Source organism: Pseudoalteromonas sp. 2CM39R (assembly GCF_023161845.1).
Window position 1 is genome coordinate 1 of the sequence record NZ_JALNTM010000011.1, and the last position, 24,319, is coordinate 24,319.

The following is a 24,319-nucleotide window of genomic DNA, read 5'->3' on the forward strand; positions in this document are numbered from 1 at the left end:
CATGCCGAACTCAGTAGTGAAACGAAACAGCGCCGATGATAGTGTAGCATTTGTTATGTGAAAGTAGGACATTACCAGGCTCCAAATAAGAGAAAGCCCGATTCGAAAGAGTCGGGCTTTTTTACGTCTGCAGAAAAGTGAAAAGCACACACTCACCCAGCACTATCACGTAGGTTGGGCGAGCGAAGCGACTCCCGGCGAATAAAGAAGAGTCTAGCATTAATTATGTACTCTCTAGCGCTGTGGGTAGTACAACATTCTACTGTGCTGTCGCTTCGAAGTAGCACACCGACTCCAAATGTAAGAGAAGTGCAAAGCATCCGGCTTTAGGTAAAATAAGCCCTGCTTTACGCTGACCTCCTATTAACTTCTCTTGTATGGTTATCCTCGTTATATAAAATTAATAGCTCCTTAAATAAAGCCTTATAGATTACATAACTATGTTTTACTTGAAAAAGAATTTATAAAGCCCAAAATGAAATTAAGTATTCTTATTAAATTGAGCTGTTTATGTCATTACTACTAACGCCACCTAAGTGCGAGCAATTGACCTATTTGTCAAAACAAATAAAAGGGTATGAAGAACAAGCAGTCCATACTACCGGCGCAGACCTTTACACGCTGATGCAGCGTGCCGCGGAGGCTGTTTTTTGCTGTTGGAAAACCTTTAATGCAAAACAAACGTTAGTTATTACAGGTAATGGAAATAATGCTGGAGATGGTTATGAGGTAGCTCGGTTAATCAAACAAGCAGATCGGCATGTAGTTGTTTGCGCGATTAATCCGAATAAAGCCTTATCCGGAGATGCAGCAAAAGCACAAAAGCAATGGATTGATGCCGGTGGTGAAATTTGTAACTTTAGCGCTGATGCACTCGATGAGTGTGATGTGATAATTGATGCATTACTCGGCACTGGTCTTGAGAATACGGTACGCGATAATGTTGCTACTATTATTAAAGCGGTAAATGAAAGCACTAAACCTATACTGAGTATTGATGTGCCGTCAGGTATTAATGCAGATACAGGCTGTCCTCAAGGAACAGCCATTATGGCCACCAAAACAATGACATTAGTTGGGATAAAGCAAGGACTCACCACGGCTAAAGGAAAGCAGCATGCCGGGCAGTTGTATTTCGATGAGTTAGGTATTGGCGAGCAATTTATGAAATTAGCCACCCCTTCTGCTCAGATTATCAATATAGACAGCTTTAAACCTTTGCCTGAGCGCTCAGTGAGTAGCCATAAAGGTAGTCATGGAAAGTTATTATGTATAGGAGGAAACCACGGCTCTGCAGGAGCTATTAGATTAAGTGCTGAAAGTGGATTAAGGTCTGGTGCTGGAATGGTAAAAGTGTATACCCATGAACATGCCGTTTTACCTGTGAGCATCGGGCGACCAGAGCTTATGGTAACTAGTGAACACTTGGATGATGCCCTAGCATGGTCAACGTGTGTAGTTATCGGTCCAGGTTTAGGCCAAGATGAATGGGCCCAAAAAACCTTTGATCAGGCAATCCGTTATTGCCAGCAAAACAATATCCCTACTGTTATTGATGCAGACGCCTTAAACTTATTAGCTAAGCAATCATCTTCTCATAAATTAAATAATACCGTGCTAACGCCTCATCCTGCAGAGGCTGCACGGTTATTAAACTTAACTACCTCTGAGGTTGAGTCTGATCGTTTTTATTATGCTCGACAATGTGCGATCAACTTCGCAGCGACCTCTATTTTAAAGGGCGCAGGTACGCTAATCGATAATACCGAGCATACTTGGATATGTGAAAATGGTAACCCTGGTTTGGCTGTAGGAGGAAGTGGTGATGTGCTTAGTGGTATAATTGGGGCGTTAATGGCTCAAGGATTAAATACCAGTGAGGCAGCATGTTATGGCGTTGTGTTACATGCAAAGGCGGGTGATAGAGCCTGTGAACAATCAGGGCAAAGAGGAATGTTAGCCAGTGACTTATTTGCGCATGTAAGAGCACTGCTCAATCATAAATAGTAAAAGCAGCAGTGACTGGCTGTGCTAGCTAATGTCTTCGCTGCTTGTTTTGGCTACTATCTGTGAAGCTCACCAGCTCTTTCAGGCTGATAAGTAACTTCTTTGATGGTTACTGTTACTAATCCACCGCCAGGCTTTGGCCATTCAATTTGATCTCCTTGTGAAAGGCCAAGTAATGCACTACCTACAGGGGCTAAGATTGATATTTTGTCGCCAATTGAGTCAATATTTTTTGGGTAAACAAGCGTTAAAGTAAACTCTTCGCCTGTAGATTCAACAACAAAGTTCACAGTTGAATTCATGGTTACCACGGTTGCGGGAATTTCGTGCGGCTCAACTATGCTGGCTCGTGCAAGTTCTGCTTCAAGCTCTTTTTCACCCGCAAAGCTGTTTGCAGGCAACGACTCCATCAGTGCATACAACCTATCTGCATCCAGCGATGAAATGACAATTTCAGGTTTTGTATTCAACTTAATATCCTTAATCATGTTAAATAAAATTTACTCTGGTATAGCTTGCAGGAACTCAGTTGCATTGGAATACACTGAGTTAATTTTATTGTTGTTTAGTGAATTTATTTTATTTCTATTGCTAAAAACCCAGCCGAAGCTGGGTTTTTATTTGAGCTAAGTGTTTAGGGGATGATTACATCATGCCTTCCAAATCTGCCTTAAGCCTCTGTATGTACTGTAAATAAAGGGTTGTGGTATTATTTGTCTCTACATTGGTCTCCACTATTGGGTATATTCAACAATGGCAGAAGCTAGTAATAACAAATACCTTAAAAAACGTAAGAATCGTGATGTCTGGATGTTTCAAATAAGAATACCTAAGGAAGTTAGGCACTTATATGACGGTAAAGAGATTTACGTAAAGTCACTTCAAACGAGCTGTATTAAGACTGCTAGGTTACGTAGAGACAGTTTGTTAGGGCAGTTAGCTGTTCAAAAGGAACAAGCTATTGATGGTGGGCGTAGTACCTTTATGAGCTTCTATAATAACTTGGAGCAAGCAAAGCGCGATGCTAGGGGTGATAGGTATGAACCATATTATCAGCTTGAAGACTCTATTTTGGTTGGAACAGAAGAACACCCAGAGATACGACAAGAAGCAGCTAAAGCAGTTAAGACTGGGACAATACCTGTAAAGTATACCTATTCCATGAGAGAAGCTCTTAATGATTGGTTGCGTAAAAACAAACAGAGAAACCAAGATACTATAGTCAAAATGAAGTCTACCGCTAGTCGTTTCTTGAGGCACCTAAACGTACACGATATGCCGCTAATGGGTATTGAAAGAAAGCAGGTGATTAGTTTTATAGACGAACTCATTCAGGAGGTAGCAGTAAGTACAGTTAAGGGTCACTTGAGTAGATTGAAAAGTATCTACGAGCATGCGTGGAGAATTGCAGAAATTGATAAACGCGAGAACCCTTTCGACTCTCACATACTTACTCATTATGAAGCAGACAAGACTATTGAAAAGAAGCAGCTATTCAGTCGTGAGGAAATTTGCGAAATAATTAGCTGGGCTGACTCTGAAAATGAAGGTATCAAAGCTCTCGTTTATTTAGGTTTATTCACTGGGTGTCGTATATCTGAAATTTGTGCTGTAACTAAAGATGATGTGTATATCGAGGGTGAGCTAATGGCGTTATATATAAGAAAGGGTAAGACAGCATCAGCGACTAGAACTGTTCCACTTCCTAAGAGGGTTCATGGCATCGTAAAGAGGCGTTTGGAGGCTTCTGAAGTAGGTCAAAGCATCATTGGAATGGATGGTAAACAAGCCTCAAGAGTCTTTAGTAACTATAAATCAGCTAATGTGACGAAGGATAAAAGTCGAACATTTCATTCATTTAGGGTGCACATGAGTACGGCTTATCAAAGAGCTGGTATAGACGAAAGTAGTGCGGCTTTTGCTGTAGGTCATAAAGGTGGTAAGACAATGACTTATGGCTATTACTCTAAAGGTGAAGAATTGAGAAAGCTTTGTGAAAACGCTGAAAGAGCGGCTGTAGTTATAGAAAGGGACTGGCTGTATTAATGCTCACATACAAGTAAATAATGAAATGTTTTGTTTGTGCATGAGTTAAGTTTAACAAAGTAGTGAACAATAGCTGAACAATTTATTAATTTTCTTTAATATAAGATAAAACAGCAAATTATATGGGACTAATAGAAGATTATGAATACTGTTTATCTAACAGGGAACGGTTTTGACATTAATTTAGGGTTGCATACGCGGTACTCAGATTTTTACGACTATTACCTAACAAAGCCCACAGAAAATAAAGTACTGGTAAAATTTAAAAACCATTTAACAGATGAGATGAATAGCACTGACAAGTGGTCGGACTTAGAACTCTCGCTGGGAGAATACTTACAGCAAGTATCTTCCGTTGATGAGTTTGACGTACTTATAGATAATATCTTAGATGACCTTGCTGAGTATTTGAAAAGCGTACAACAAAATTTTAAAAGTACCCAAGAGAAAAACTTAAACAACCTTAGAGGCAACCTCCTCAAACATTTGTTTATGCCAGAGAGATTTATGGGCTCTAGAGATAGAGCTAAACTCCAGAATTTTTATGAAACCCTCTCATCAAGTACTAATGCTTTTAATCTAATTAACTTTAATTATACAAATAGTTTTGAAACGATTCTAGGGTTGGAAGATGAATCAAACGAGCACTGGAACATACAGCAAAAGATGATCATTAGAAATAAAGATTACGTGTTAAATTCTATGTTCCATGTCCACGGGTCAGTAAACACTGATATGGTATTGGGAGTTAATGACAGCTCTCAGATCCATAATGAATTCTTCCAAGATGATGCAGATATTACAAACCAATTTATAAAACCTGATTGCAACCTAGTTTTAAGGCATGGGGTCGAGCTAGCTTGCGAAAAATTAATAGAAGAAGCTGACGTGATTTGTATATTTGGATCATCTCTAGGTGTAACAGATGAAGTTTGGTGGGAACTTATTGCGAATCAGGTACGAGAAAAAGATATTAGGCTAGTAATATTTGAGTATAACCCAGCTATTAGAAAGCTTAATGCGGCTCGCGGAGAAAGAAGAAGAAACGAACTCATTGAGAGGATATTTGGTCGCAACGCCCCTGAGAGCATCAAAGATAAAGTCTATGTGACGTTCAATTCAAATATATTTAGCTTTTAAGACTTTGTACTCTTTTAAGTATACCTAAACAGGTATGGTCATAACGTGATCAAACAGTACCTGTTAGGGTTTACTTTAAATTAAGACCACATTATTATTTCCCGCCTCTTAGAATTAAACGAGTACAGGATTTGGCACACATAGCTTATATGAGGGTCTCTTCTACAGACCAAAACACGGAACGACAACTTGCTGACGTAGAGATTAGTTTTACAAAGAAGTTTGTTGATAAATGTAGTGGCGGCTCTGCTCAACGACCAGCCTTAAATGAGCTAAAGGAATACATCAGGGAAGGTGACACTGTACATATCCATAGCATTGATAGACTTGCACGTAACCTCTTAGACTTGAAGCAGATTGTTACTGATTGGAATGGTAGAGGGGTCAAAGTGAAGTTTCATAAGGAAGGCCTCTGCTTTAAAGCTGGTGGCTCTGACCCAATGTCTGAGTTAATGCTGAGTATGTTGGGGGCAGTTGCTCAATTCGAGTTATCTATGATTCAAGAGAGAAGGCAGGAAGGCATCGAAAAAGCCAAGGCTGCTGGTAAATACCGTGGCCGTCCTACCAATAAGACTAACCACCAGCAAATCAGACTATTACGCTCTCAGGGTATATCTTTGCGTAAAATAGCTAAAGAGGTTGGTGTTTCCCTTTCCACAGTACAAAGAGCTCTAGAAGCGATAGAGAAGCCTCCATGAACCAATACATGTCTGATAGTAGTTTTATAGACATTAACCCAAGAGAAGTGATTTTAGACCCTGCTATGCAAGGGCGAGACACTAATTTAATTAGAGATAAGAATACAAGACGCGCTCAAGAGCTTAAGCAAGAGAGCCAATCAAAAGAAATTTTAGACGACCTTCACAATGGAGTAGGAATAAAGCAACCAATAACTGTGTTCGAGGTTTCTGGAAAGAAGCTTGTTATAGATGGTTTTCATCGTATTAGTGCATCCTTAGAGTACATGGACAAAGCTAAATGTGATGATTTTAGGGTAAAAGCTAGGCTAATTAGAAACAGAACATACACAGAGGCTTTCCTTGCGGCTCAAGAAGTTAACCAAGGGCATGGTGTAGGGGTTACTAAGGACGAAGTCAATCAGTCTAAGTTTAGATCATTAGTGATAGCTGGAAAATATGATTACAGTGTTAGTGAGCTTACAAAGCTTATTGGCTGCAGTCGAGGACAAGCAAACCATGTAATGAGAGCCCTTAGAGCTTGTGCAGAAGCTATTCAAGGTAAGCTGGAAGATTATAGCTCTCTTGATAGTTTTACCCGCCAGCTGCAAAAAAACCTCGAGAATAGATATACAGAGGCAGCTAAAAGCTCCACTTGGGATGCAAGAGGATTTCCAAAGATTAGAAGGCTCTCTGATATTGTCTCAGGAAAAAGCTACACCCCTAAGGATATGGATAATGAAGAATACAGACATTATCTAATAGAAGAGGCATATACCAAGATAGATAGCCTAATAGAATCTGTAGGTGAAGATAACTTTAGGGAAGCCCTACGTAAAACTGCTAGAGGCTCTACCCTTGGGATTTCTATTACCAGAAGGGATAAATGGCTTGAGCAAGCAGGAACGTTAGAGAGTGACGAAGCGCCAGATAATTGGGATGGCGTATCAATACCTGAAAGCTCATATGACGCCTTCTAGATGTCGTTGAATAACCATCAAAGGAAGGCCGCACATAGTCTTTATAAGGAAATAGAGCCTAGTGTACACATGTGTACAGTGTGGTTTCCTTGGTGTACACAACAGTTTTAGAAGAGATGAGAGTACGTGTTCACAACCCTATGAAGTCTTTGAATGAATATTCTCCTTCAGTTATTAACCCCTCACTCTTCATTTCATTAAACCACTCTAATAAAGCTACTTTTACTACTTTCTCAGGCGTATTCCAGACTGGCTTTAAGTGCTTGATCCAAAGTTCAATCTCACGAACTGTGGTATCTTTTTTGTTAAGTAATAGTTTTGCGACAGATATGATTTCTTTGGTATTTTTTTTATCTATGACTTCTTCAGGGACTGACCAATTAGCTTTGCCAAGGCAATCAGTATAAAAGCCTATTTGTTTTAAGTTATCTAGAAGTCTAGGATGCTCTGCATCTTTTTCATACATATTTAAAAAGTCATCCAGCTTCGAACCTCCAGCTTGAACCAAAGACGGAAAGATCCAGCTAGCATTCTTTTGTGTATGTAACCTATATGCTTTCCAAGCTTGCTTTACCTCATCGCCATTTTTAGCAACCGCTAATTGTCTTAAAATATCACTCTTACCTGACTCTTCAATTGATAATATAGCCAAAGAAATTGCAGAAGGATAACGACCTAATTTAAATAATATTTCAGCGTCAGTAAGAAGACGCTTGGCATTTTTATTTGCCGCATTCATACCTTCTGCTACCTGCGCAGGGTTTAATGTGTTTTTCCATTGTCCTAATCCCTTGGACATGATGACCTCCTAATTTGAACTGTGTTTTACAGATTGACCAATATACATTAAGCCATGCACAAGGTGCGATTATTTTTGATTAGGAAAAGCAATAGATTCCTTCCTGAAGTATTAAAAAGCAAAAAACAGATAAATATAAAACACGTTTTTTTTAAGCGTAGTGAGTCGATGCAATCGCAAAGGTGCTTTAGCACCCCCAACACTCCCCCCTATAGCTTAATGTGGGCAGTGAGCTAATCTAAATAACTTAAAAGAGAGCCTGAAGAACTAGTTTTATTTGCAAGGTAGAATAGGAAAGTAGGGCAGGTGTATACCTAAGTATACAAAAGGGTTTATCCATGTCTCTACATATGTCTCTACGTAGAGTGGATAAACCCTTATAAATCAATGGTTAATATGGGTAATGATGATTACATCATGCCGCCCATTCCACCCATGCCGCCCATGCCACCCATATCAGGTGCACCAGCTGCTTCTTCTTTAGGAATTTCAGCAACCATAGCCTCTGTAGTGATCATTAGACCAGCAATCGATCCTGCAAATTGTAATGCAGAGCGCGTTACTTTCGTTGGATCTAGGATACCCATTTCAATCATGTCGCTGTATTCGCCAGTGGCTGCATTGTAACCGTAGTTACCTTCTCCGCCTTTAACTGCGTTAATAACAACTGATGCTTCATCGCCTGCGTTTGTAACGATTTGACGAAGTGGTGCTTCCATCGCACGAAGTGCCACTTTAATACCGTGGTTTTGGTCTTCATTGTCGCCAAGTAGCTCAACTAGCTTGCTAGCAGCACGTACTAATGCAACACCACCACCTGGTACTACACCTTCTTCAACCGCTGCGCGAGTTGCATGTAATGCATCTTCAACACGGTCTTTTTTCTCTTTCATTTCAATTTCAGTAGCGGCACCTACTTTGATTACAGCAACACCGCCAGCTAACTTAGCCATGCGCTCTTGTAGCTTTTCTTTATCGTAGTCAGAAGTCGCTTCTTCAATTTGTGCTTTGATTTGAGCAACACGACCGTTGATACCGTCTTCTTCACCAGCACCATCAATGATTGTTGTATCATCTTTAGTGATTACTACGCGCTTAGCTGTACCTAAGTCTTCAACTGTTGCTTTTTCAAGTTCAAGGCCGATTTCTTCAGAAATTACAGTACCGCCAGTTAATACCGCGATATCCTGTAGCATTGCTTTACGACGATCGCCAAAGCCAGGTGCTTTAACCGCTGATACTTTTACAATACCACGCATGTTATTCACTACTAGTGTCGCTAACGCTTCACCTTCAAGGTCTTCTGCGATGATTAGTAGAGGCTTGCTTGCTTTTGCAACCGCTTCTAATGTTGGTAATAATTCACGGATGTTAGATATTTTTTTATCTACAAGTAAGATAAATGGGTTATCTAGTTCAACTGCGCCTTTTTCAGCGTTGTTGATGAAGTATGGAGATAAGTAACCACGGTCAAACTGCATGCCTTCTACAACATCTAGTTCGTTTTCAAGTGATTGACCTTCTTCAACCGTGATAACACCAGTATTACGGCCTACTTTTTCCATTGCATCAGCAATGATTTCACCAATCTCTTTATCAGAGTTAGCTGAAATAGTACCTACTTGTGCAATTGCTTTAGTATCAGAACATGGAACAGAAAGAGCTTTAAGTTCTGCTGTTGCAGCAATGATTGCTTTATCAATACCGCGCTTAAGATCCATTGGGTTCATACCCGCAGCAACCGCTTTAAGGCCTTCGTTAACAATAGATTGAGCAAGCACAGTTGCGGTAGTGGTACCGTCACCAGCAGCATCATTTGCTTTAGACGCTACTTCTTTAACCATTTGTGCGCCCATGTTTTCAAACTTGTCTTCAAGTTCGATTTCTTTAGCTACAGATACACCATCTTTAGTGATTACTGGGGAGCCAAATGATTTGTCTAGTACAACGTTACGACCTTTAGGGCCCAATGTTACTTTTACTGCGTTTGCTAAAATGTTTACGCCAGTTAGCATTTTTGCACGTGCGTCGCCTGCAAACAGTACTTCTTTTGCTGCCATGTTTAATTTCCTCTAAATTCTTAAAATGTGTGTTAAACGAAAAGTAGGTTTAGCCTACAATGCCTAAAATATTATCTTCACGCATGATCAGGTATTCTTGACCTTCGATCTTTTCAGTTTTTTCAACATATGAGCCAAATAACACAGTGTCACCGGCTTTCACTTCTAACGCGCGAACGTCACCGTTTTCTAAAACGCGACCATTACCTACGGCAACAACTTCTCCACGAGTTGATTTTTCAGCTGCAGAGCCAGTTAATACAATACCGCCAGCAGACTTGGTTTCTTCTTCTAGACGCTTGATGATTACGCGATCTTGTAAAGGACGAATGTTCATGTTTTTAGTTCTCCTAACAGTTTCTGAACAGTACAGAAAAAAGTGTATCTAATTTGCTTTCATTAATGGGGGTAGAGTGAAAAATTCCAAGAGAAAAAATGATAAATTTTTAATCTTTTCGCTCGTATTCACCATCTATAGTATTGGGACGGTTTTCATCTTGCTCATGATGCATTGATTGATGAGGTTGTGAAAATCCTGAAGTACCTGTTTGATGCATACTCGCGCTCATTCTCACCGTTGCTTGGCTGGCAAGCCCTGCGGCTAATTTATTGCGAATAGCTGGAGTAAGAAGCAGTAGGCCAAATACATCCGTCATAATGCCGGGTGTTAGTAAAAGTACGCCAGCAATAATCACACAAATACCCGTAAACAACTCTTTAGCCGGCATTTGCCCTTGAGCCATTTGCACTTGTACGTTTTGTAGTGCGCCCATTCCTTGCTGTTTCACCATTTTCGCACCCACAATCGCGGTTAGTACCACTAAAGCAATTGTTGCGAAGCCACCTATCACGTCACTAACCTGAATTAGTAAGGCAATTTCAATAATTGGGATGATGATAAACAGCAAAAATAAAATTCTAAACATAAGACTCTCTAAAAAAATGACACTTATTAAGGTGCTAATGAAATATAAGTGAGGGTTGTCGGGTCTATTTTCAAGCTAATAAGAGTAAGTAATAAACTTTAATGTTAGTAAAGTTACAGGTGGCGGGTCTAAATCAATTTACTACAAAGACCCAAAATGTAGACAGAGTTCGTGTCTACACATTACACCCGCTATCAGCTACTATGGGGCTAGACCCCCGTAAACAAGTAAAGGTTCACTATGACAACGCAATTTAAACTTATTTTTACCACTTGCAAAGATAACGATGAAGCCCGTTTATTAGCTATGGCGCTAATAGAAAAGAAACTAGCCGCTTGTGTAAATATTTTACCGGCCATGAGTTCTATTTACATATGGGAAGGTGAAGTAGCTGAAGCAACAGAAGTGAAGCTACTAATTAAAACCAAAGCTGACAAAATGAACGATGTGTTTTTAACCTTAAAAGATCTTCACAGCTACGAAGTACCAGAAATACAAGTTGTTGATGTGGCAACGGGTAACTTGGCTTACTTTAATTGGATGGATGAGGTACTTCATTAATGCGCTTTATTTTATTTTTTTTATTAAGTGTTTTAATGGCGCCTGCTTGGGCAACACAAAATACCCTTGAAGATTTTCTCAAACCTACTCAACATACATTTTTACCAGTCAATGAAGCGTTTGTATTTGATTTTGACCAGCAAGGCAGTACGTTATTTGTTGGTTGGGATATCGCTGATGACTATTATCTATATAAAGACAAAATAGAAATTATTGCCAAAGGTGCCAGCATTGACGTGCCTGAGTTGGGCTCTGGTGAAATAATTGAAGATGAGTTTTTTGGCAAAACTGAGGTGTTTTTTAATTCTATCAGCGTTATTAGCAAGTTGAGTAATGTCAGTGAAGATGGCGTTGTTAAGGTGCGTTATCAAGGTTGTGCAAAAGCAGGGCTGTGTTATCCACCTGAAATCATCAGCATTCCATTAAGTGTACTGGCAAGTGAAACTAATACTAATGAAAATACAGCAGCAAGTAGTGCATTTGCGGCACTTAGCCAACCTATAGAAAAACCTGTTACTACAGCAACACCCGAGAAAGAGCTCACCTTTACAGAGCAGTTAGCCAGCCAAAGCTTAATGGTTAATTTAGCTATATTTTTTGCTGTGGGCGTAGGTTTGGCATTTACACCCTGTGTATTTCCGATGTTTCCTATTTTATCTAGCTTAATTGCGGGTCAAAAGAACCTGTCTACCAAAAAAGCATTTGCCCTATCATTTGTTTATATTCAAGGTATGGCGGTTACCTATGCCGCATTGGGGTTAGTGGTTGCTGCATTAGGCGGACAAGTACAAGGTTACTTACAGCACCCATATGTATTGATAAGTTTTAGCTTATTGTTTGTGTTGTTGGCTATGTCGATGTTCGGTTGGTACGAAATAAAGTTACCCAGCGGCATGATGAACAAGCTAACCCAAGTGAGTAACAATCAAAAAGGCGGTAACTACATTGGAGTATTCCTGATGGGGGTTTTATCAGGGCTTATTGCATCACCTTGTACCACTGCGCCTTTATCAGCCGCATTATTATTTGTGGCACAAAGCGGCGATTACTTAGTCGGTGGACTAACGCTTTATGTACTTAGCCTAGGAATGGGTTTACCGTTGTTACTCCTTGGTACATCGGGAGGTAAGTTATTACCGAAAGCTGGCGGATGGATGGAACAAGTTAAGACCTTATTTGGTTTTATTATGTTAGTTGTGCCACTTATTTTGTTAGAGCGAATTATCGATATCGAGATAATTTTACTATTAGCAGGTCTATTAGCTATCGCCACAGCGCTTTATTTTCATCATTGGCAAAGCGCCCAAGCACAAGGTAAATTAAAAACCTTATTGTGGGTTATTGCTGTTTTATTAGTGCTTACGGGCTTTAATTTAACCAAAAATTATTTTTGGCCAACACAAAACGTGAGCTTGCAAACAACCACGCAAAGCAATGAGTTTAAGCACGTTGCTAACTTAGCCGAGTTGAAGCAAGCAGTTTCACAAGCAAATAGTGAGGGTCGTATGGTAATGGTGGACTTATACGCTGACTGGTGTGTAGCGTGTAAAGAGTTTGAGCATTACACATTTCCTGATCCGCAAGTGCAAAGTGAGTTTAGTCATTATCAACTGATTCAAATTGACTTAACCCAAAGCGATAATGAAACAATTGAGCTAATGGAAGCATATTCAGTGTTTGGTTTACCGAGTATTTTATTCTTCAATACTCAAGGTGAAGAGTTAAGTACACAACGTGTAACTGGCTTTTTAAATGCAGATGATTTTGCTAAGCACCTAGCTGCAGTGCGTGCCAGCGCTGAATAACCATTCTTTATGGCACAACATGATTGGTAATGTTGTGCCACTATTCTCCCCCTTAAGATAGTCCCCAAAATAGAGATTAGACCAGTATTTTGCTGCTATTTACTTCGAAATCACTATAATAGTTGGTTAACGTGAGAAATTGTTGCTATCTTACTTTTTTCTGCTTACTTTTTAGAGAAAAACTAGTTGGTAACCGCTTAACTCATTACTTATAGGATATATCGCGTATTATGGCTGCAAAATTAAAGATTTTAGTTATAAATGGCCCAAATTTAAACATGCTAGGAAAGCGTGAACCTGATAAGTACGGTTCGCATTCTTTAGAGCATATTGTGAGCGAGTTAAACAGCGCTGCTAATAGTTTAGGTGTGGAGTTAACGCATTTTCAAAGTAATAGTGAACAAGCGCTCATTGAACGCATTCATGATGCTTGGCAAGCGGTTGATTACATAATAATTAACCCTGCAGCATTTACGCACACAAGCGTCGCATTACGTGATGCATTGCTAAGCGTTGATATTCCGTTTTTTGAAGTGCACTTAAGTAATGTGCATGCACGTGAAACGTTTCGCCATCATTCTTATTTTTCTGATGTGGCGCAAGGCGTTATTTGTGGATTAGGTGCAATGGGTTATCACGCTGCTTTAAATGCAGCAGTCAGCCGATTGCAAAACTCAAACTAAATTTAAACTAACAAACTAATAGGCGGGCCGTTTATGGATATTCGCAAGATCAAAAAACTAATTGAATTAGTAGAAGAATCAGGTATTGCAGAACTAGAAATCACTGAAGGTGAAGAATCAGTACGTATTAACCGTAATAACATGAGTGCCGGTCCTGCGTACGCGCAATTCGCACCTCAACAATACGCCCCAGCAGCACCTGCTCCAGCCGCGACTGCACCATCAGCACCTGCAGCCGTAGAGTCTGAAGCACCTGCAGGCCCTACAGGTCATCAAGTTAAATCACCTATGGTAGGTTCTTTTTACGCAGCAGCTTCTCCAGAAGCACCAGCATATGTTGAAGTGGGCTCTCAGGTTAAAGTTGGCGACACGCTATGTATCGTTGAAGCAATGAAAATGATGAACCAAATTGAGTCAGATAAAGCCGGTACAGTAAAAGCTATCTTAGTAGAAAACGGCGAGCCAGTAGAATTTGATCAACCTTTATTCATCATTGAATAATAGCGCAACGTAAAAGGCCAACTCTCATGTTAGATAAAGTAGTCATTGCAAACCGAGGTGAAATTGCACTTCGTATATTGCGCGCCTGCAAAGAGCTTGGGATCAAAACGGTTGCTGTGCATTCAACGGCGGATCGCGATCTTAAGCACGTATTACTAGCAGATGAAACCATCTGTATTGGTAAACCAGCAGCAACTGAAAGTTACTTAGACATTCCACGCATTATTGCCGCAGCAGAAATTACTGATGCAGTCGCTATCCACCCAGGTTATGGTTTTCTTGCTGAAAATGCAGACTTTGCCGACCAAGTTGAGCAAAGTGGCTTTGTATTTATCGGTCCTCGTGGCGATACTATTCGTCTAATGGGCGATAAAGTATCGGCAATCGAAGCGATGCGTAAAGCGGGTGTTCCTTGTGTACCTGGCTCTGATGGTCCGGTATCGGATGATAAAGAACGCAACATGCAAATTGCTAAGCGTATTGGTTACCCGGTAATTATTAAAGCAGCTGGCGGCGGCGGTGGTCGTGGTATGCGTGTTGTACGCAACGAGGCTGAGTTAATCAACTCGATTGCGCTTACGCAGCAAGAAGCTAAGCAGTTCTTTGGCAACAGCATGGTTTACATGGAAAAATTCCTTGAAAACCCACGCCACATTGAAGTGCAAGTATTGGCCGATGGTCAAGGCAATGCGGTTCACTTAGGTGAGCGTGATTGTTCAATGCAGCGTCGTCACCAAAAAGTAGTTGAAGAAGCACCAGCACCAGGGATTACTGCAGAAGTACGTAAGTTCATTGGTGAGCGTTGTACACGTGCGTGTATTGAAATTGGTTATCGTGGTGCAGGTACGTTTGAGTTTTTATACGAAAACGGCGAGTTTTACTTCATTGAAATGAATACCCGTATTCAGGTTGAACACCCAGTGACTGAAATGGTTACCGGTGTGGATTTAATCAAAGAGCAGCTAAAAATTGCCGCTGGTCAGCCATTATCATTCACTCAAGACGACGTTGTTATTCGTGGCCACGCTATTGAGTGTCGTATTAATGCTGAAGACCCAGAAACCTTTATTCCATCGCCAGGTAAGATCACCCGTTTTCATCCAGCTGGTGGTTTAGGTATTCGTTGGGACAGTCATATTTACGCTGACTACACCGTTCCTCCACATTACGATTCTATGATTGGTAAGCTGATCACTTACGGTGAAAATCGTGATGTCGCTATCGCCCGAGCACGTAATGCGCTTAATGAACTCGTTATCGATGGTATTAAAACCAATACGCCACTGCATAAACGTATTCTTGCAGATGAAAACTTCAAAAATGGTGGCACAAATATCCACTACCTTGAGAAGAAATTAGGACTGTAAAGTCCATGCTAATTAAAAACCGGCTTAAGCCGGTTTTTTTATCTTTAAAAAAGAGGCAGTATCACCTTAAATAAATAATCTGGTATGATTAACAAATATGCGCTTTTCGTAAATTTTGAGGTAATCATGTCGTGTAGTTTTAATTTTCATTTTCATTTAGTCGATGAAAATGCCACTGTTGCTATGGGTAATAAATTAGCTGCCATAATAGAGCAGGGCGCAGTTATTTATTTGCATGGTGACTTAGGGGCCGGTAAAACGACATTTACTCGCGGTATAGTGCAAGGTTTTGGTCATACAGGTAAGGTTAAAAGTCCCACTTATACACTAGTTGAACCCTACGAGCTTGTGCGTGGCAATGTTTATCACTTTGACTTATACCGATTAGGTGACCCAGAAGAGCTTGAATTTATGGGGATTCGCGATTATTTTTCAGAAACGGCAACTTGTATTGTTGAGTGGCCGGAAAAAGGCGGAGAATTTATTCCTGTTCCCGATCTAAATGCTACGCTAAGTTATGTAGGTGATGAGCGTAAAATTGTTATTAACAGTGCGAGTGAGCGTGGTGTAGCAATTGTCAAAAAACTAAATAATAGATAATAAAATAGTTAAGGCAGTGATTATCAAAATGAGTCGTGGTTTAGTTAAACTTTTTATTTACCTCATGGTTTTTACAGTGAGCTTGCCATTGTGGGCGCAAAACACTATTAATAGTGTGCGTGTCTGGCCATCACCTGATAGCACTCGGGTGGTGTTTGATCTCGATGATAAACCCGACTTCAGTTACTTTATGCTAAAAAACCCAAGTCGTTTAGTGGTTGATTTAGAAAACACTGATGAATTAAAAAAATTGCCAGGTGTGCCACCAAAACATCAAATTGTTAGCAAGTTACGTTACTCAAAACCTAAAAATAAACGCAGCGTGCGTTTAGTGTTTGAATTAAATGGGCCAGTTAAACCGGTTATATTTGCACTTGCCCCCACAGGCCCTTATAAAAACAGGTTGGTGGTCGACTTATACGACAAAAGCCAATCAAAAGGGGCGGTTAGTCCGGCACAAACGGCGGCTAAAAAACGCCAGTTAAGCCAAGAGCGCGATATTGTAATTGCTATTGATGCAGGCCATGGTGGTGAAGACCCAGGTTCCATTGGCCCATCAGGTACTTACGAAAAAGACATCACTTTGCAGATTGCCAAGCGTTTAGAGCGCATGATTGATGCTGAGCGAGGCATGATTTCGCGTATGGTTCGCAGTGGCGATTACTTTGTTAAACTTAATACACGAACTAATCGCGCTCGCCAGAAAAAAGCCGATTTTTTTGTCTCTATTCATGCAGATGCGTTTACCAGTCCGGGACCCAATGGTGCTTCTGTATGGGTGTTGTCGCTGCGACGTGCCAATTCGGAAATTGGTAAATGGATTGAGGATAAAGAAAAACACTCAGAGTTACTTGGCGGTGCTGCCGATGTAATTAAAGATGCTGCAAATGAAAAGTACTTAGCACAAGCCTTGCTTGATATGTCGATGGATCATTCCATGAAAACAGGGCTAAGTGTTGCAGATGAAGTGATAAAAGAATTAAAAAAAGTAGCAAAAATGCACAAAAAGGCACCGCAACATGCCAGCCTTGCAGTATTGAAGTCGCCAGATATTCCGTCTATTTTGGTTGAAACTGGGTTTATCTCTAATCCTCGTGAAGAACGACTACTAAAAAGCGCCAATCACCAAGAGCGTTTGGCGAAAGCGATGTTTACCTCAATTAAAAATTACTATTTACGCAACCCGCCTGACGACTCACTGTTTGCGTCATTAAAGTCTCAATACCCAACAAAGCACAAGGTACGTCCGGGGGAGTCACTGAGTATGTTGGCAGGTCGATATGGCGTTAGTATCAGTAAAATAAAACAGGTTAATAAGCTCAGTTCAAATACGCTATTTATTGGCCAGGAACTTGATATTCCTCAGAGTTAATTTTAAAAGCGCACAACATTTAAGGTTTTTATGAGTATTGAAATATTACCTGCGCGCTTGGCAAACCAAATTGCGGCGGGTGAAGTTGTTGAGCGTCCCGCGTCGGTGGTTAAAGAGTTAGTAGAAAATAGCCTAGATGCAGGTGCGACACGTATTCAAATAGATATTGAACGCGGTGGTCATAAGCTGATTCGAATTCGTGATAATGGTTCAGGCATTGCAAAAGAGGAGCTCACATTAGCGCTTTCTCGCCATGCTACCAGTAAACTAAAGTCGCTCGATGACTTAGAAAATATTTGCTCTTTAGGCTTTAGAGGCGAAGCTCTCGCGTCTATTAGCTCGGTATCTCGCTTAACCTTAAGCTCTAAGCCTGAACAGCAAGAAGCCGCTTGGCAAGCCTTTGCGCAAGGCAGAGATATGGCCGTAGAGGTAAAGCCTGTGGCACATCCCAGCGGTACCACAATTGAAGTAAAAGATTTATTTTTTAATACCCCAGCACGGCGTAAGTTTTTACGTACCGAAAAAACTGAGTTTAGCCATATTGATGAGCTTATAAAGCGGATTGCGCTGAGTCGTTTTGACGTATCAATTACGTTAACCCATAACGAAAAAGTGGTGCGGCAGTATCGCGCTAAAACCGATCCTGCTCAAGCGATTACACGAGTTGCCCAAGTGGCGGGTAAAGCGTTTGCAGAACAGGGACTGCATATTCAATCAGGTGAAGCAGGGCTGCAACTACATGGCTGGGTGCTGCCGGTTGGCTCGGCCAATACCACACAGTACACCTATGTAAATAATCGTATGATGCGCGATAAACTTATTTTGCACGCTATTCGCCAAGCATTTGAGGAAGTCAGCGGTGAGCAAGAGTTACCCGGGTTTGTGATTTATATTGATATAGATCCACGTCAAGTGGATGTAAACGTTCATCCTGCTAAACATGAGGTGCGCTTTCATCAAGGGCGCTTAGTACACGACTTTATTTTGCAAGCGGTAAAACAAGTTGTTGTGCCCCTGCAAGCTGAGTTTTCAAACTCCAGTGAAGCTAATGATAATAGCCCACCAGTGGCTGCATTTAATGCACACACTACTACCAGTAGTGAACCGTTTGATTACCCTAAGTCGTCATTACAGCCTAGTCGGTCATCTTCAGCGCATAGCACAACTTATAGTGCTGCAACTCAAGGTACAGGTAATCAACAACGTGCTGAAAGTCGAAATTACCATGACGTAAATGCGTTTTATCAAGGTGTGAGTGAGCAGCAAGCACATCACTTTGATAATCCAGCACCATTTGTGCAATCAGATGAGACTCAAGTATCAGATACAGCGCTTCGTACTGTCGATATAATAACCATTGAACAGGGCGCTTGTGTGTTTAATGATGAAAACCAACTTTATTGTTCACACTTTAAATATGCGCTAGCGGATGATTGGCTTGCACAAATTAAGGAGCAAGGCAGCCTTGAGGGCAAAGCATTGTTATTACCCGTACGGGTCAATGTCTCAAAACAAGATACCGAACTGCTGGCTACGCAACAATCATGGTTTACTTTGCTTGGCTTTGAACTTTTAATTGAAAAACAATTTGTTATGGTTAAAAAGTTGCCTGTTTGCTTGTACTTACTTGACGTGAGTACCGCGGTAGATGCCTTACTTGATGGGTGTAAAGCTCAGTTAGAAAGTATTGAACAGTGGCTAGCGTGGCAGGTAAATGTAATACCTACACGGTTCTATGCCAGTAAAGCCTTTGCAGTACAGCAAACTCGCTTACAAAATAATGCGCAAACAATTGAACGTTTACGTGAAAAAGCAGTTAAAATAGATCTAAAGTCTTATCTAGCGCAATTTAATTAGGGTATTCGTGTTGAGTAATTTACCGGTCATATTTTTAATGGGCCCCACCGCTGCTGGTAAAACAGCATTGGCAATTTCACTGTGTGAGCATTTAAATACTGAAATTATCAGCGTTGATTCGGCACTGGTTTATAAAGGTATGGATATTGGTACCGCTAAACCGGATGCCGACGAACTAGCACGTGCACCCCATCACCTAATTGATTTACTCGACCCAAGCGAAACCTATTCAGTAGCTGATTTTAGACGCGATGCGATAGAAAAAATTGATAAATTTCATCAACAAGGTAAAGTGCCTGTACTGGTTGGAGGTACAATGATGTACTTTAAAGCCCTTATTGATGGATTATCCCCTCTACCAGAGGCTGATGAGCAGATAAGAGCTGAGCTTGAAGTACAGGCGAAACAGTACGGTTGGCCACATTTATATCAAGAGCTATTAAAAGTAGATCCACAAGCTGCGAAAAAGATGAGTGAAAATGATTCACAACGAATTAATCGCGCTTTAGAGGTTTACCGTATAACAGGTAAAACAATGACTGAATTGCAAAAGCAAAAACAGCCACCTTTACCCTATACTTTTCATCAATTTGCTATTGCTCCAGATGATCGTAAAGAGTTACATCAGCGAATTGCAGAAAGGTTTAAAATAATGATTGAACAGGGGTTTGAAAAAGAAGTTTCGACCCTATATCTACGTGAGGATTTACATCCCAATATGCCTTCTATTCGTTGTGTAGGTTATAGACAGATGTGGGATTACCTTGCGGGTGAAATAGACCATGATGAAATGGTTTTTCGCGGTATTGCTGCCACTCGTCAATTGGCTAAGCGTCAATTAACGTGGTTAAGAAGTTGGCCTGACGTTACGTGGTTAACAACCGGTGATGAAGAAAACTTGCATCGTGTAGTAAGTTCGCTAAGCTAGTAGTAGCTGGACAAAATTTAGCTTTATTAAATTAGTTCAGCCACTTAATTATAATAACACCTAGAACGAAGGAATAATAACATGGCAAAAGGCCAATCGTTACAAGACCCATTTTTAAATGCATTACGCCGCGAGCGCATTCCAGTATCAATTTTTTTGGTAAATGGCATAAAATTACAAGGTAAAATTCAGTCATTTGACCAATTTGTAATTTTACTGGAAAACACTGTTAATCAAATGGTGTATAAACATGCAATTTCAACAGTTGTACCTGCACGCGCAGTCAACTTCCAAGGTGTACAGGGAAATGAAGACACTGAAGAAACGGAACCAGGAAACTTTTAAATTAGGAGCGTAATGCTTGTTTGACCGCTATGAATCTGGCGAACAGGCAATTTTAGTCCATATCGACCTACCTAAAGATGGGGATCGCGAAGATCTTCATGAATTAGAAATGTTGGTATCTTCTGCTGGTGTTAGTAGTTTGGCGGTTGTGCAAGGCAGCCGTCAAGCACCACATCCCAAACTATTTGTCGGTACCGGCAAAGCGGAAGAAATAGCTGAAATTGTCAAAATCCACAATGCCGATGTTGTCATTTTTAACCATCAGTTGAGCCCGTCTCAAGAACGCAATTTAGAGCGTGTTTGTCAATGTCGGGTACTTGATAGAACAACACTTATTCTTGATATTTTTGCTCAGCGTGCCCGTACTCATGAAGGTAAACTCCAAGTAGAGCTGGCTCAGCTTCGCCACATGTCTACACGTTTAATTCGTGGTTGGACCCACCTTGAGCGTCAAAAAGGGGGGATAGGCTTACGTGGTCCTGGTGAAACGCAGCTAGAAACCGATCGACGTTTATTGCGTGCACGTATTAAAAATATTCGAGCTCGACTTGCTAAAGTCGCTGTACAGCGTGAACAAGGTCGACGTGCTCGTACGCGTAATGAAATTCCAACAGTGTCGCTGGTCGGCTATACCAATGCCGGAAAATCAACACTGTTTAACTATATTACCGATTCAGATGTATATGCAGCCGATCAGCTATTCGCCACACTAGATCCAACACTGCGTAAACTCGATATTGGTGATGTTGGTTCTGTTATTTTAGCCGATACTGTAGGGTTTATTCGACACTTACCGCATGATTTGGTGGCTGCATTTAAAGCAACTCTGACCGAGACGCGTGAAGCCGATTTACAACTGCATGTGATAGATGTAGCTGATCCTCGCCGAAAAGAAAATATTGAACAGGTACAAGAAGTCCTCAAAGAAATTGAAGCCGACGAGGTACCGCAGTTATTAGTTTATAATAAAATTGATGCGCTGGATGAGGTAACGCCACGTATTGATCGTGATGACGAGGGCCAACCTATAAGGGTATGGCTATCTGCAAAAACTGGCGAAGGCTGTGAATTACTTAGTGAAGCTATTAGCGATTTACTCGCTAAGCAAATGCTTAATGAAACGTTATTACTCGCACCACAATATGGGCGTTTAAGAGCATCACTATTTAATTTAAGTGCAGTACACAATGAGCGGTTTGATGAACAAGGTAATTGGTTGCTTGATGTACGATTGCCTATGATTGAGTGGAACCGTTTAATTAAAGATTTTGGCCCTGAAATTGAAAGTTTTATTAGCTGAGATTAAAAACTGCAAGATTAATGTCGGTTTTAGTATAAGAAACGCAGAAGATTTGTTAGATTTAACACAATTTCCGAATTTATTTAGATAACAATGGAGTATAGCTATGGCCTGGAATGAACCGGGTAATAATGGCAATGACAAAGATCCGTGGAATAACAAAGGCGGACGTGATCAAGGCCCACCTGATTTAGACGAGGTGTTCCGCAAATTCAGTAACAAGTTTAACGGCTTATTTGGCGGTAAAAAATCCGGCAATGGTAGCGGCGGTGGACTTGGCGGAGCCGGTATTTCATTTGTACTTATTATCGCTGCAATTGTATGGGCGTTAAGCGGTATTTATACGGTGAAAGAAGCTGAGCGCGGCGTCGTTCTTCAATTTGGTAAGTTTGACCGAATTGCAGATCCTGGCTTGCGTTGGAAAATGACCTTTGTTGAAACGGTTATTCCAGTCGATATCGAAGCTGTTCGCTCGTTATCAGCATCAGGCTTTATGCTAACCGAAGATGAAAACGTAGTAAGCGTTGAATTTGAAGTACAGTATCGAGTAATCGACCCTTACTTATATAAGTTTAGTGTCACTAACGCTGACAGCAGCCTTGAAGAAGCATTAGATAGTGCGCTGCGTTATGTTGTTGGTCATTCAAAAATGGACCAAGTACTGACAAACGGCCGTGAAGTTGTACGTCAAAATACTTGGGATGAGCTAAATCAAATCATCGAACCTTACAACTTAGGTTTAATCGTAACTGACGTTAACTTCAAGGACTCTCGTCCACCAATGGAAGTTAAAGATGCGTTTGATGATGCAATTGCGGCCCAAGAGGATGAGCAACGCTTTATTCGTGAAGCAGAAGCGTATGCCCGTGAAATTGAACCGCGTGCGCGTGGTCAAGTGACTCGTATGACGCAAGAAGCTGAAGGTTACCAAGAACGTATTACTTTAGAAGCGCAAGGTGAAGTGGCTCGCTTTGAGAAATTACTTCCAGAATACCAAGCAGCTAAAGAAGTAACACGTGAGCGTTTATACATAGACACGATGCAAGAAGTGCTAGGTAATAGCTCTAAAGTGTTGGTTGATGTTAAAGGCGGCAACAATATGATGTACTTACCACTTGATAAAATCATGGAAAAACAGGGTTCATCAACACGTATTGCTTTACCTAGCTCTAGCGATATCAACGATTTACGTAACAAGGTAAATACGTCACGCAACAGCACAGTTAATAGTGGTAACGATCGCTTTAACAATGATCGCTTTAACGACGGGAGATAAGAGCAATGAAAAACTTTAGTTTAGTAATCCTATTAGCCGCCATTGTGATGTCTTTCTCGTCGGTGTTCGTGGTCTCTGAAGGTCAAAAAGCGATTGTACTTTTATTTAGTAAAGTGCAAAAAGACAGCGACGATGAGGCAGTAGTTTATGGCCCGGGTTTACACTTAAAAGTCCCATTTTTTAGTCAAGTACGTCGTATTGATGCACGTATTCAAACACTAGATGGCACACCGGATCGCTTTGTAACTAGCGAGAAAAAAGACTTAATCGTTGATTCGTTTGTAAAATGGCGCGTAAACGATTTTAGCTCTTTTTACCTGCGTGCACGTGGTGACAAGCAATACGCTGAAACACTGCTTAAGCAAAAAGTAAATAATGGCCTACGTACTAACTTTGGTACGCGTACTATTCGTGAAATTGTATCTGGTGAGCGTAGCGAGCTGATGGAAGAAGCGTTAGTACAAGCATCTGAAAGTGCTAGTGAGCTGGGTATTGAAGTACTTGATGTGCGTGTTAAGCAAATTAACTTACCACAAGAGGTGAGTAGCTCTATTTACCAACGTATGCGCGCTGAGCGAACTGCAGTTGCTAAAGAGCACCGCTCTGAAGGTCAGGAAAAAGCAGAAACAATTCGTGCAGGTGTTGACCGTCGCGTAACAGTAATGCTTGCCGACGCCGAACGTAATGCTCGTTCTGTTCGTGGTCAAGGTGATGCTGACGCTGCTGCGATTTACGCTAGTGCTTACAATAAAGACCCTGAGTTTTTTAGCTTTGTTCGCTCTTTAGAAGCTTATAAGCAAACTTTCAAAGGCAAGCAAGACGTGATGGTGTTATCACCGGATAGCGACTTCTTCCAATACATGAAAGGCGCGAAAGCTCAGTAATCATAGCTTTAGTTAAACTTGAAAGCCCTGCAATTGCAGGGCTTTTTGTTATCTGAATTTTAAGTTTATAAATGACTGTTATTTATGTGATTATTAACGAAACACTGATGTTTACTACCCGCACGAGGAAAAAATAAGCTAAACGGGGTGAACATTGCTTTAGTTTTCTGGTAAAATCTCGTCCTAATTTTCTCTAAGTGAATTT

General features: G+C 40.8%; 23 protein-coding genes. 18 read left to right on the top strand and 5 right to left on the bottom strand.

The genetic code is table 11. From position 1 onward, the window contains the following. Nucleotides 1-510 precede the first annotated feature (510 nt). Nucleotides 511-2,007, top strand: a complete 1,497-nt coding sequence (locus MTF66_RS22450; protein ID WP_138571256.1) for an NAD(P)H-hydrate dehydratase — start codon at nucleotides 511-513, stop codon at nucleotides 2,005-2,007. A gap of 56 nt (nucleotides 2,008-2,063) precedes the next feature. Here the strand turns inward: MTF66_RS22450 and rnk are convergent, their stop codons facing one another. After that, nucleotides 2,064-2,477, bottom strand: coding sequence for a nucleoside diphosphate kinase regulator (gene rnk / locus MTF66_RS22455; RefSeq protein ID WP_138571257.1), 414 nt, complete (start codon nucleotides 2,475-2,477; stop codon nucleotides 2,064-2,066). A 283-nt stretch (nucleotides 2,478-2,760) separates the two neighbouring features. On the opposite strand from rnk, the gene MTF66_RS22460 reads away from it, so the two are divergent. From MTF66_RS22460 to MTF66_RS22475, 4 genes are all read left to right on the top strand, one after another. Beyond that, nucleotides 2,761-4,053, top strand: coding sequence for a site-specific integrase (locus MTF66_RS22460; RefSeq protein ID WP_248528882.1), 1,293 nt, complete (start codon nucleotides 2,761-2,763; stop codon nucleotides 4,051-4,053). Nucleotides 4,054-4,194: 141 nt separating this feature from the next. Further along, nucleotides 4,195-5,193: an AbiH family protein gene (locus tag MTF66_RS22465; RefSeq protein ID WP_248528884.1), complete on the top strand. Its 999-nt coding sequence runs from the start codon at nucleotides 4,195-4,197 to the stop codon at nucleotides 5,191-5,193. Between the two features lie 131 nt (nucleotides 5,194-5,324). Further along, complete coding sequence (locus MTF66_RS22470) at nucleotides 5,325-5,891, top strand: recombinase family protein (protein ID WP_248528885.1); 567 nt, start codon at nucleotides 5,325-5,327, stop codon at nucleotides 5,889-5,891. Between the two features lie 8 nt (nucleotides 5,892-5,899). Further along, on the top strand, nucleotides 5,900-6,850 hold the full coding sequence (locus tag MTF66_RS22475; RefSeq protein WP_248528887.1) for a hypothetical protein: 951 nt from the start codon (nucleotides 5,900-5,902) through the stop codon (nucleotides 6,848-6,850). Nucleotides 6,851-6,980: 130 nt separating this feature from the next. Here MTF66_RS22475 and MTF66_RS22480 read toward each other — a convergent pair whose 3' ends face one another. The 4 genes from MTF66_RS22480 to MTF66_RS22495 all read right to left on the bottom strand — a co-directional run bounded on the left by MTF66_RS22480 (nucleotide 6,981) and on the right by MTF66_RS22495 (nucleotide 10,635). Then, entirely contained in the window at nucleotides 6,981-7,649 is a 669-nt protein-coding gene (locus MTF66_RS22480; RefSeq protein ID WP_248528889.1) for an AbiV family abortive infection protein, read from the bottom strand. Nucleotides 7,650-8,059: 410 nt separating this feature from the next. Continuing rightward, on the bottom strand, nucleotides 8,060-9,709 hold the full coding sequence (gene groL, locus MTF66_RS22485; RefSeq protein WP_054202663.1) for a chaperonin GroEL: 1,650 nt from the start codon (nucleotides 9,707-9,709) through the stop codon (nucleotides 8,060-8,062). Nucleotides 9,710-9,758: 49 nt separating this feature from the next. Continuing rightward, complete coding sequence (locus tag MTF66_RS22490; protein ID WP_008113511.1) at nucleotides 9,759-10,046, bottom strand: co-chaperone GroES; 288 nt, start codon at nucleotides 10,044-10,046, stop codon at nucleotides 9,759-9,761. Between the two features lie 109 nt (nucleotides 10,047-10,155). Continuing rightward, entirely contained in the window at nucleotides 10,156-10,635 is a 480-nt protein-coding gene (locus MTF66_RS22495) for an FxsA family protein (RefSeq protein WP_010391671.1), read from the bottom strand. Nucleotides 10,636-10,875: 240 nt separating this feature from the next. Here MTF66_RS22495 and cutA point away from each other — a divergent pair, with 240 nt between their 5' ends. The 13 genes from cutA (at nucleotide 10,876) to hflC (ending at nucleotide 24,114) form a co-directional block, all read left to right on the top strand. Further along, nucleotides 10,876-11,196, top strand: coding sequence for a divalent-cation tolerance protein CutA (gene cutA, locus MTF66_RS22500; protein ID WP_010391672.1), 321 nt, complete (start codon nucleotides 10,876-10,878; stop codon nucleotides 11,194-11,196). Then, nucleotides 11,196-13,001 carry a protein-disulfide reductase DsbD gene (locus MTF66_RS22505; RefSeq protein WP_248528891.1) on the top strand — a complete coding sequence of 602 codons (1,806 nt, stop codon included), beginning with the start codon at nucleotides 11,196-11,198 and terminating at the stop codon, nucleotides 12,999-13,001. The genes cutA and MTF66_RS22505 overlap by 1 nt, the downstream gene beginning before the upstream one ends. 230 nt (nucleotides 13,002-13,231) lie before the next feature. Next, nucleotides 13,232-13,684 carry a type II 3-dehydroquinate dehydratase gene (gene aroQ / locus MTF66_RS22510; RefSeq protein WP_010391676.1) on the top strand — a complete coding sequence of 151 codons (453 nt, stop codon included), beginning with the start codon at nucleotides 13,232-13,234 and terminating at the stop codon, nucleotides 13,682-13,684. 33 nt (nucleotides 13,685-13,717) lie between these two features. Further along, entirely contained in the window at nucleotides 13,718-14,185 is a 468-nt protein-coding gene (gene accB / locus MTF66_RS22515) for an acetyl-CoA carboxylase biotin carboxyl carrier protein (RefSeq protein WP_010391678.1), read from the top strand. A 26-nt stretch (nucleotides 14,186-14,211) separates the two neighbouring features. Beyond that, nucleotides 14,212-15,552, top strand: coding sequence for an acetyl-CoA carboxylase biotin carboxylase subunit (accC, locus tag MTF66_RS22520; protein WP_013466031.1), 1,341 nt, complete (start codon nucleotides 14,212-14,214; stop codon nucleotides 15,550-15,552). A 126-nt stretch (nucleotides 15,553-15,678) separates the two neighbouring features. Further along, nucleotides 15,679-16,152 carry a tRNA (adenosine(37)-N6)-threonylcarbamoyltransferase complex ATPase subunit type 1 TsaE gene (gene tsaE, locus MTF66_RS22525; protein WP_248528893.1) on the top strand — a complete coding sequence of 158 codons (474 nt, stop codon included), beginning with the start codon at nucleotides 15,679-15,681 and terminating at the stop codon, nucleotides 16,150-16,152. A 28-nt stretch (nucleotides 16,153-16,180) separates the two neighbouring features. Beyond that, on the top strand, nucleotides 16,181-17,524 hold the full coding sequence (locus MTF66_RS22530) for an N-acetylmuramoyl-L-alanine amidase (RefSeq protein ID WP_138604967.1): 1,344 nt from the start codon (nucleotides 16,181-16,183) through the stop codon (nucleotides 17,522-17,524). A gap of 30 nt (nucleotides 17,525-17,554) precedes the next feature. Then, a complete protein-coding gene (mutL, locus tag MTF66_RS22535; protein ID WP_138571259.1) occupies nucleotides 17,555-19,381 on the top strand; it encodes a DNA mismatch repair endonuclease MutL in 1,827 nt (608 codons plus the stop codon). A gap of 10 nt (nucleotides 19,382-19,391) precedes the next feature. Continuing rightward, nucleotides 19,392-20,309 (top strand): tRNA (adenosine(37)-N6)-dimethylallyltransferase MiaA, encoded by a 918-nt coding sequence (miaA, locus tag MTF66_RS22540; RefSeq protein ID WP_054202670.1) that lies wholly within the window; start codon nucleotides 19,392-19,394, stop codon nucleotides 20,307-20,309. A gap of 81 nt (nucleotides 20,310-20,390) precedes the next feature. Further along, nucleotides 20,391-20,654, top strand: a complete 264-nt coding sequence (hfq, locus tag MTF66_RS22545; protein WP_008113494.1) for an RNA chaperone Hfq — start codon at nucleotides 20,391-20,393, stop codon at nucleotides 20,652-20,654. A 16-nt stretch (nucleotides 20,655-20,670) separates the two neighbouring features. Then, complete coding sequence (gene hflX / locus MTF66_RS22550) at nucleotides 20,671-21,954, top strand: ribosome rescue GTPase HflX (protein WP_010391685.1); 1,284 nt, start codon at nucleotides 20,671-20,673, stop codon at nucleotides 21,952-21,954. 106 nt (nucleotides 21,955-22,060) lie between these two features. Continuing rightward, entirely contained in the window at nucleotides 22,061-23,230 is a 1,170-nt protein-coding gene (gene hflK / locus MTF66_RS22555) for an FtsH protease activity modulator HflK (RefSeq protein ID WP_010391686.1), read from the top strand. Nucleotides 23,231-23,235: 5 nt separating this feature from the next. Beyond that, nucleotides 23,236-24,114, top strand: coding sequence for a protease modulator HflC (hflC, locus tag MTF66_RS22560; RefSeq protein WP_010391687.1), 879 nt, complete (start codon nucleotides 23,236-23,238; stop codon nucleotides 24,112-24,114). Nucleotides 24,115-24,319: the final 205 nt, after the last annotated feature.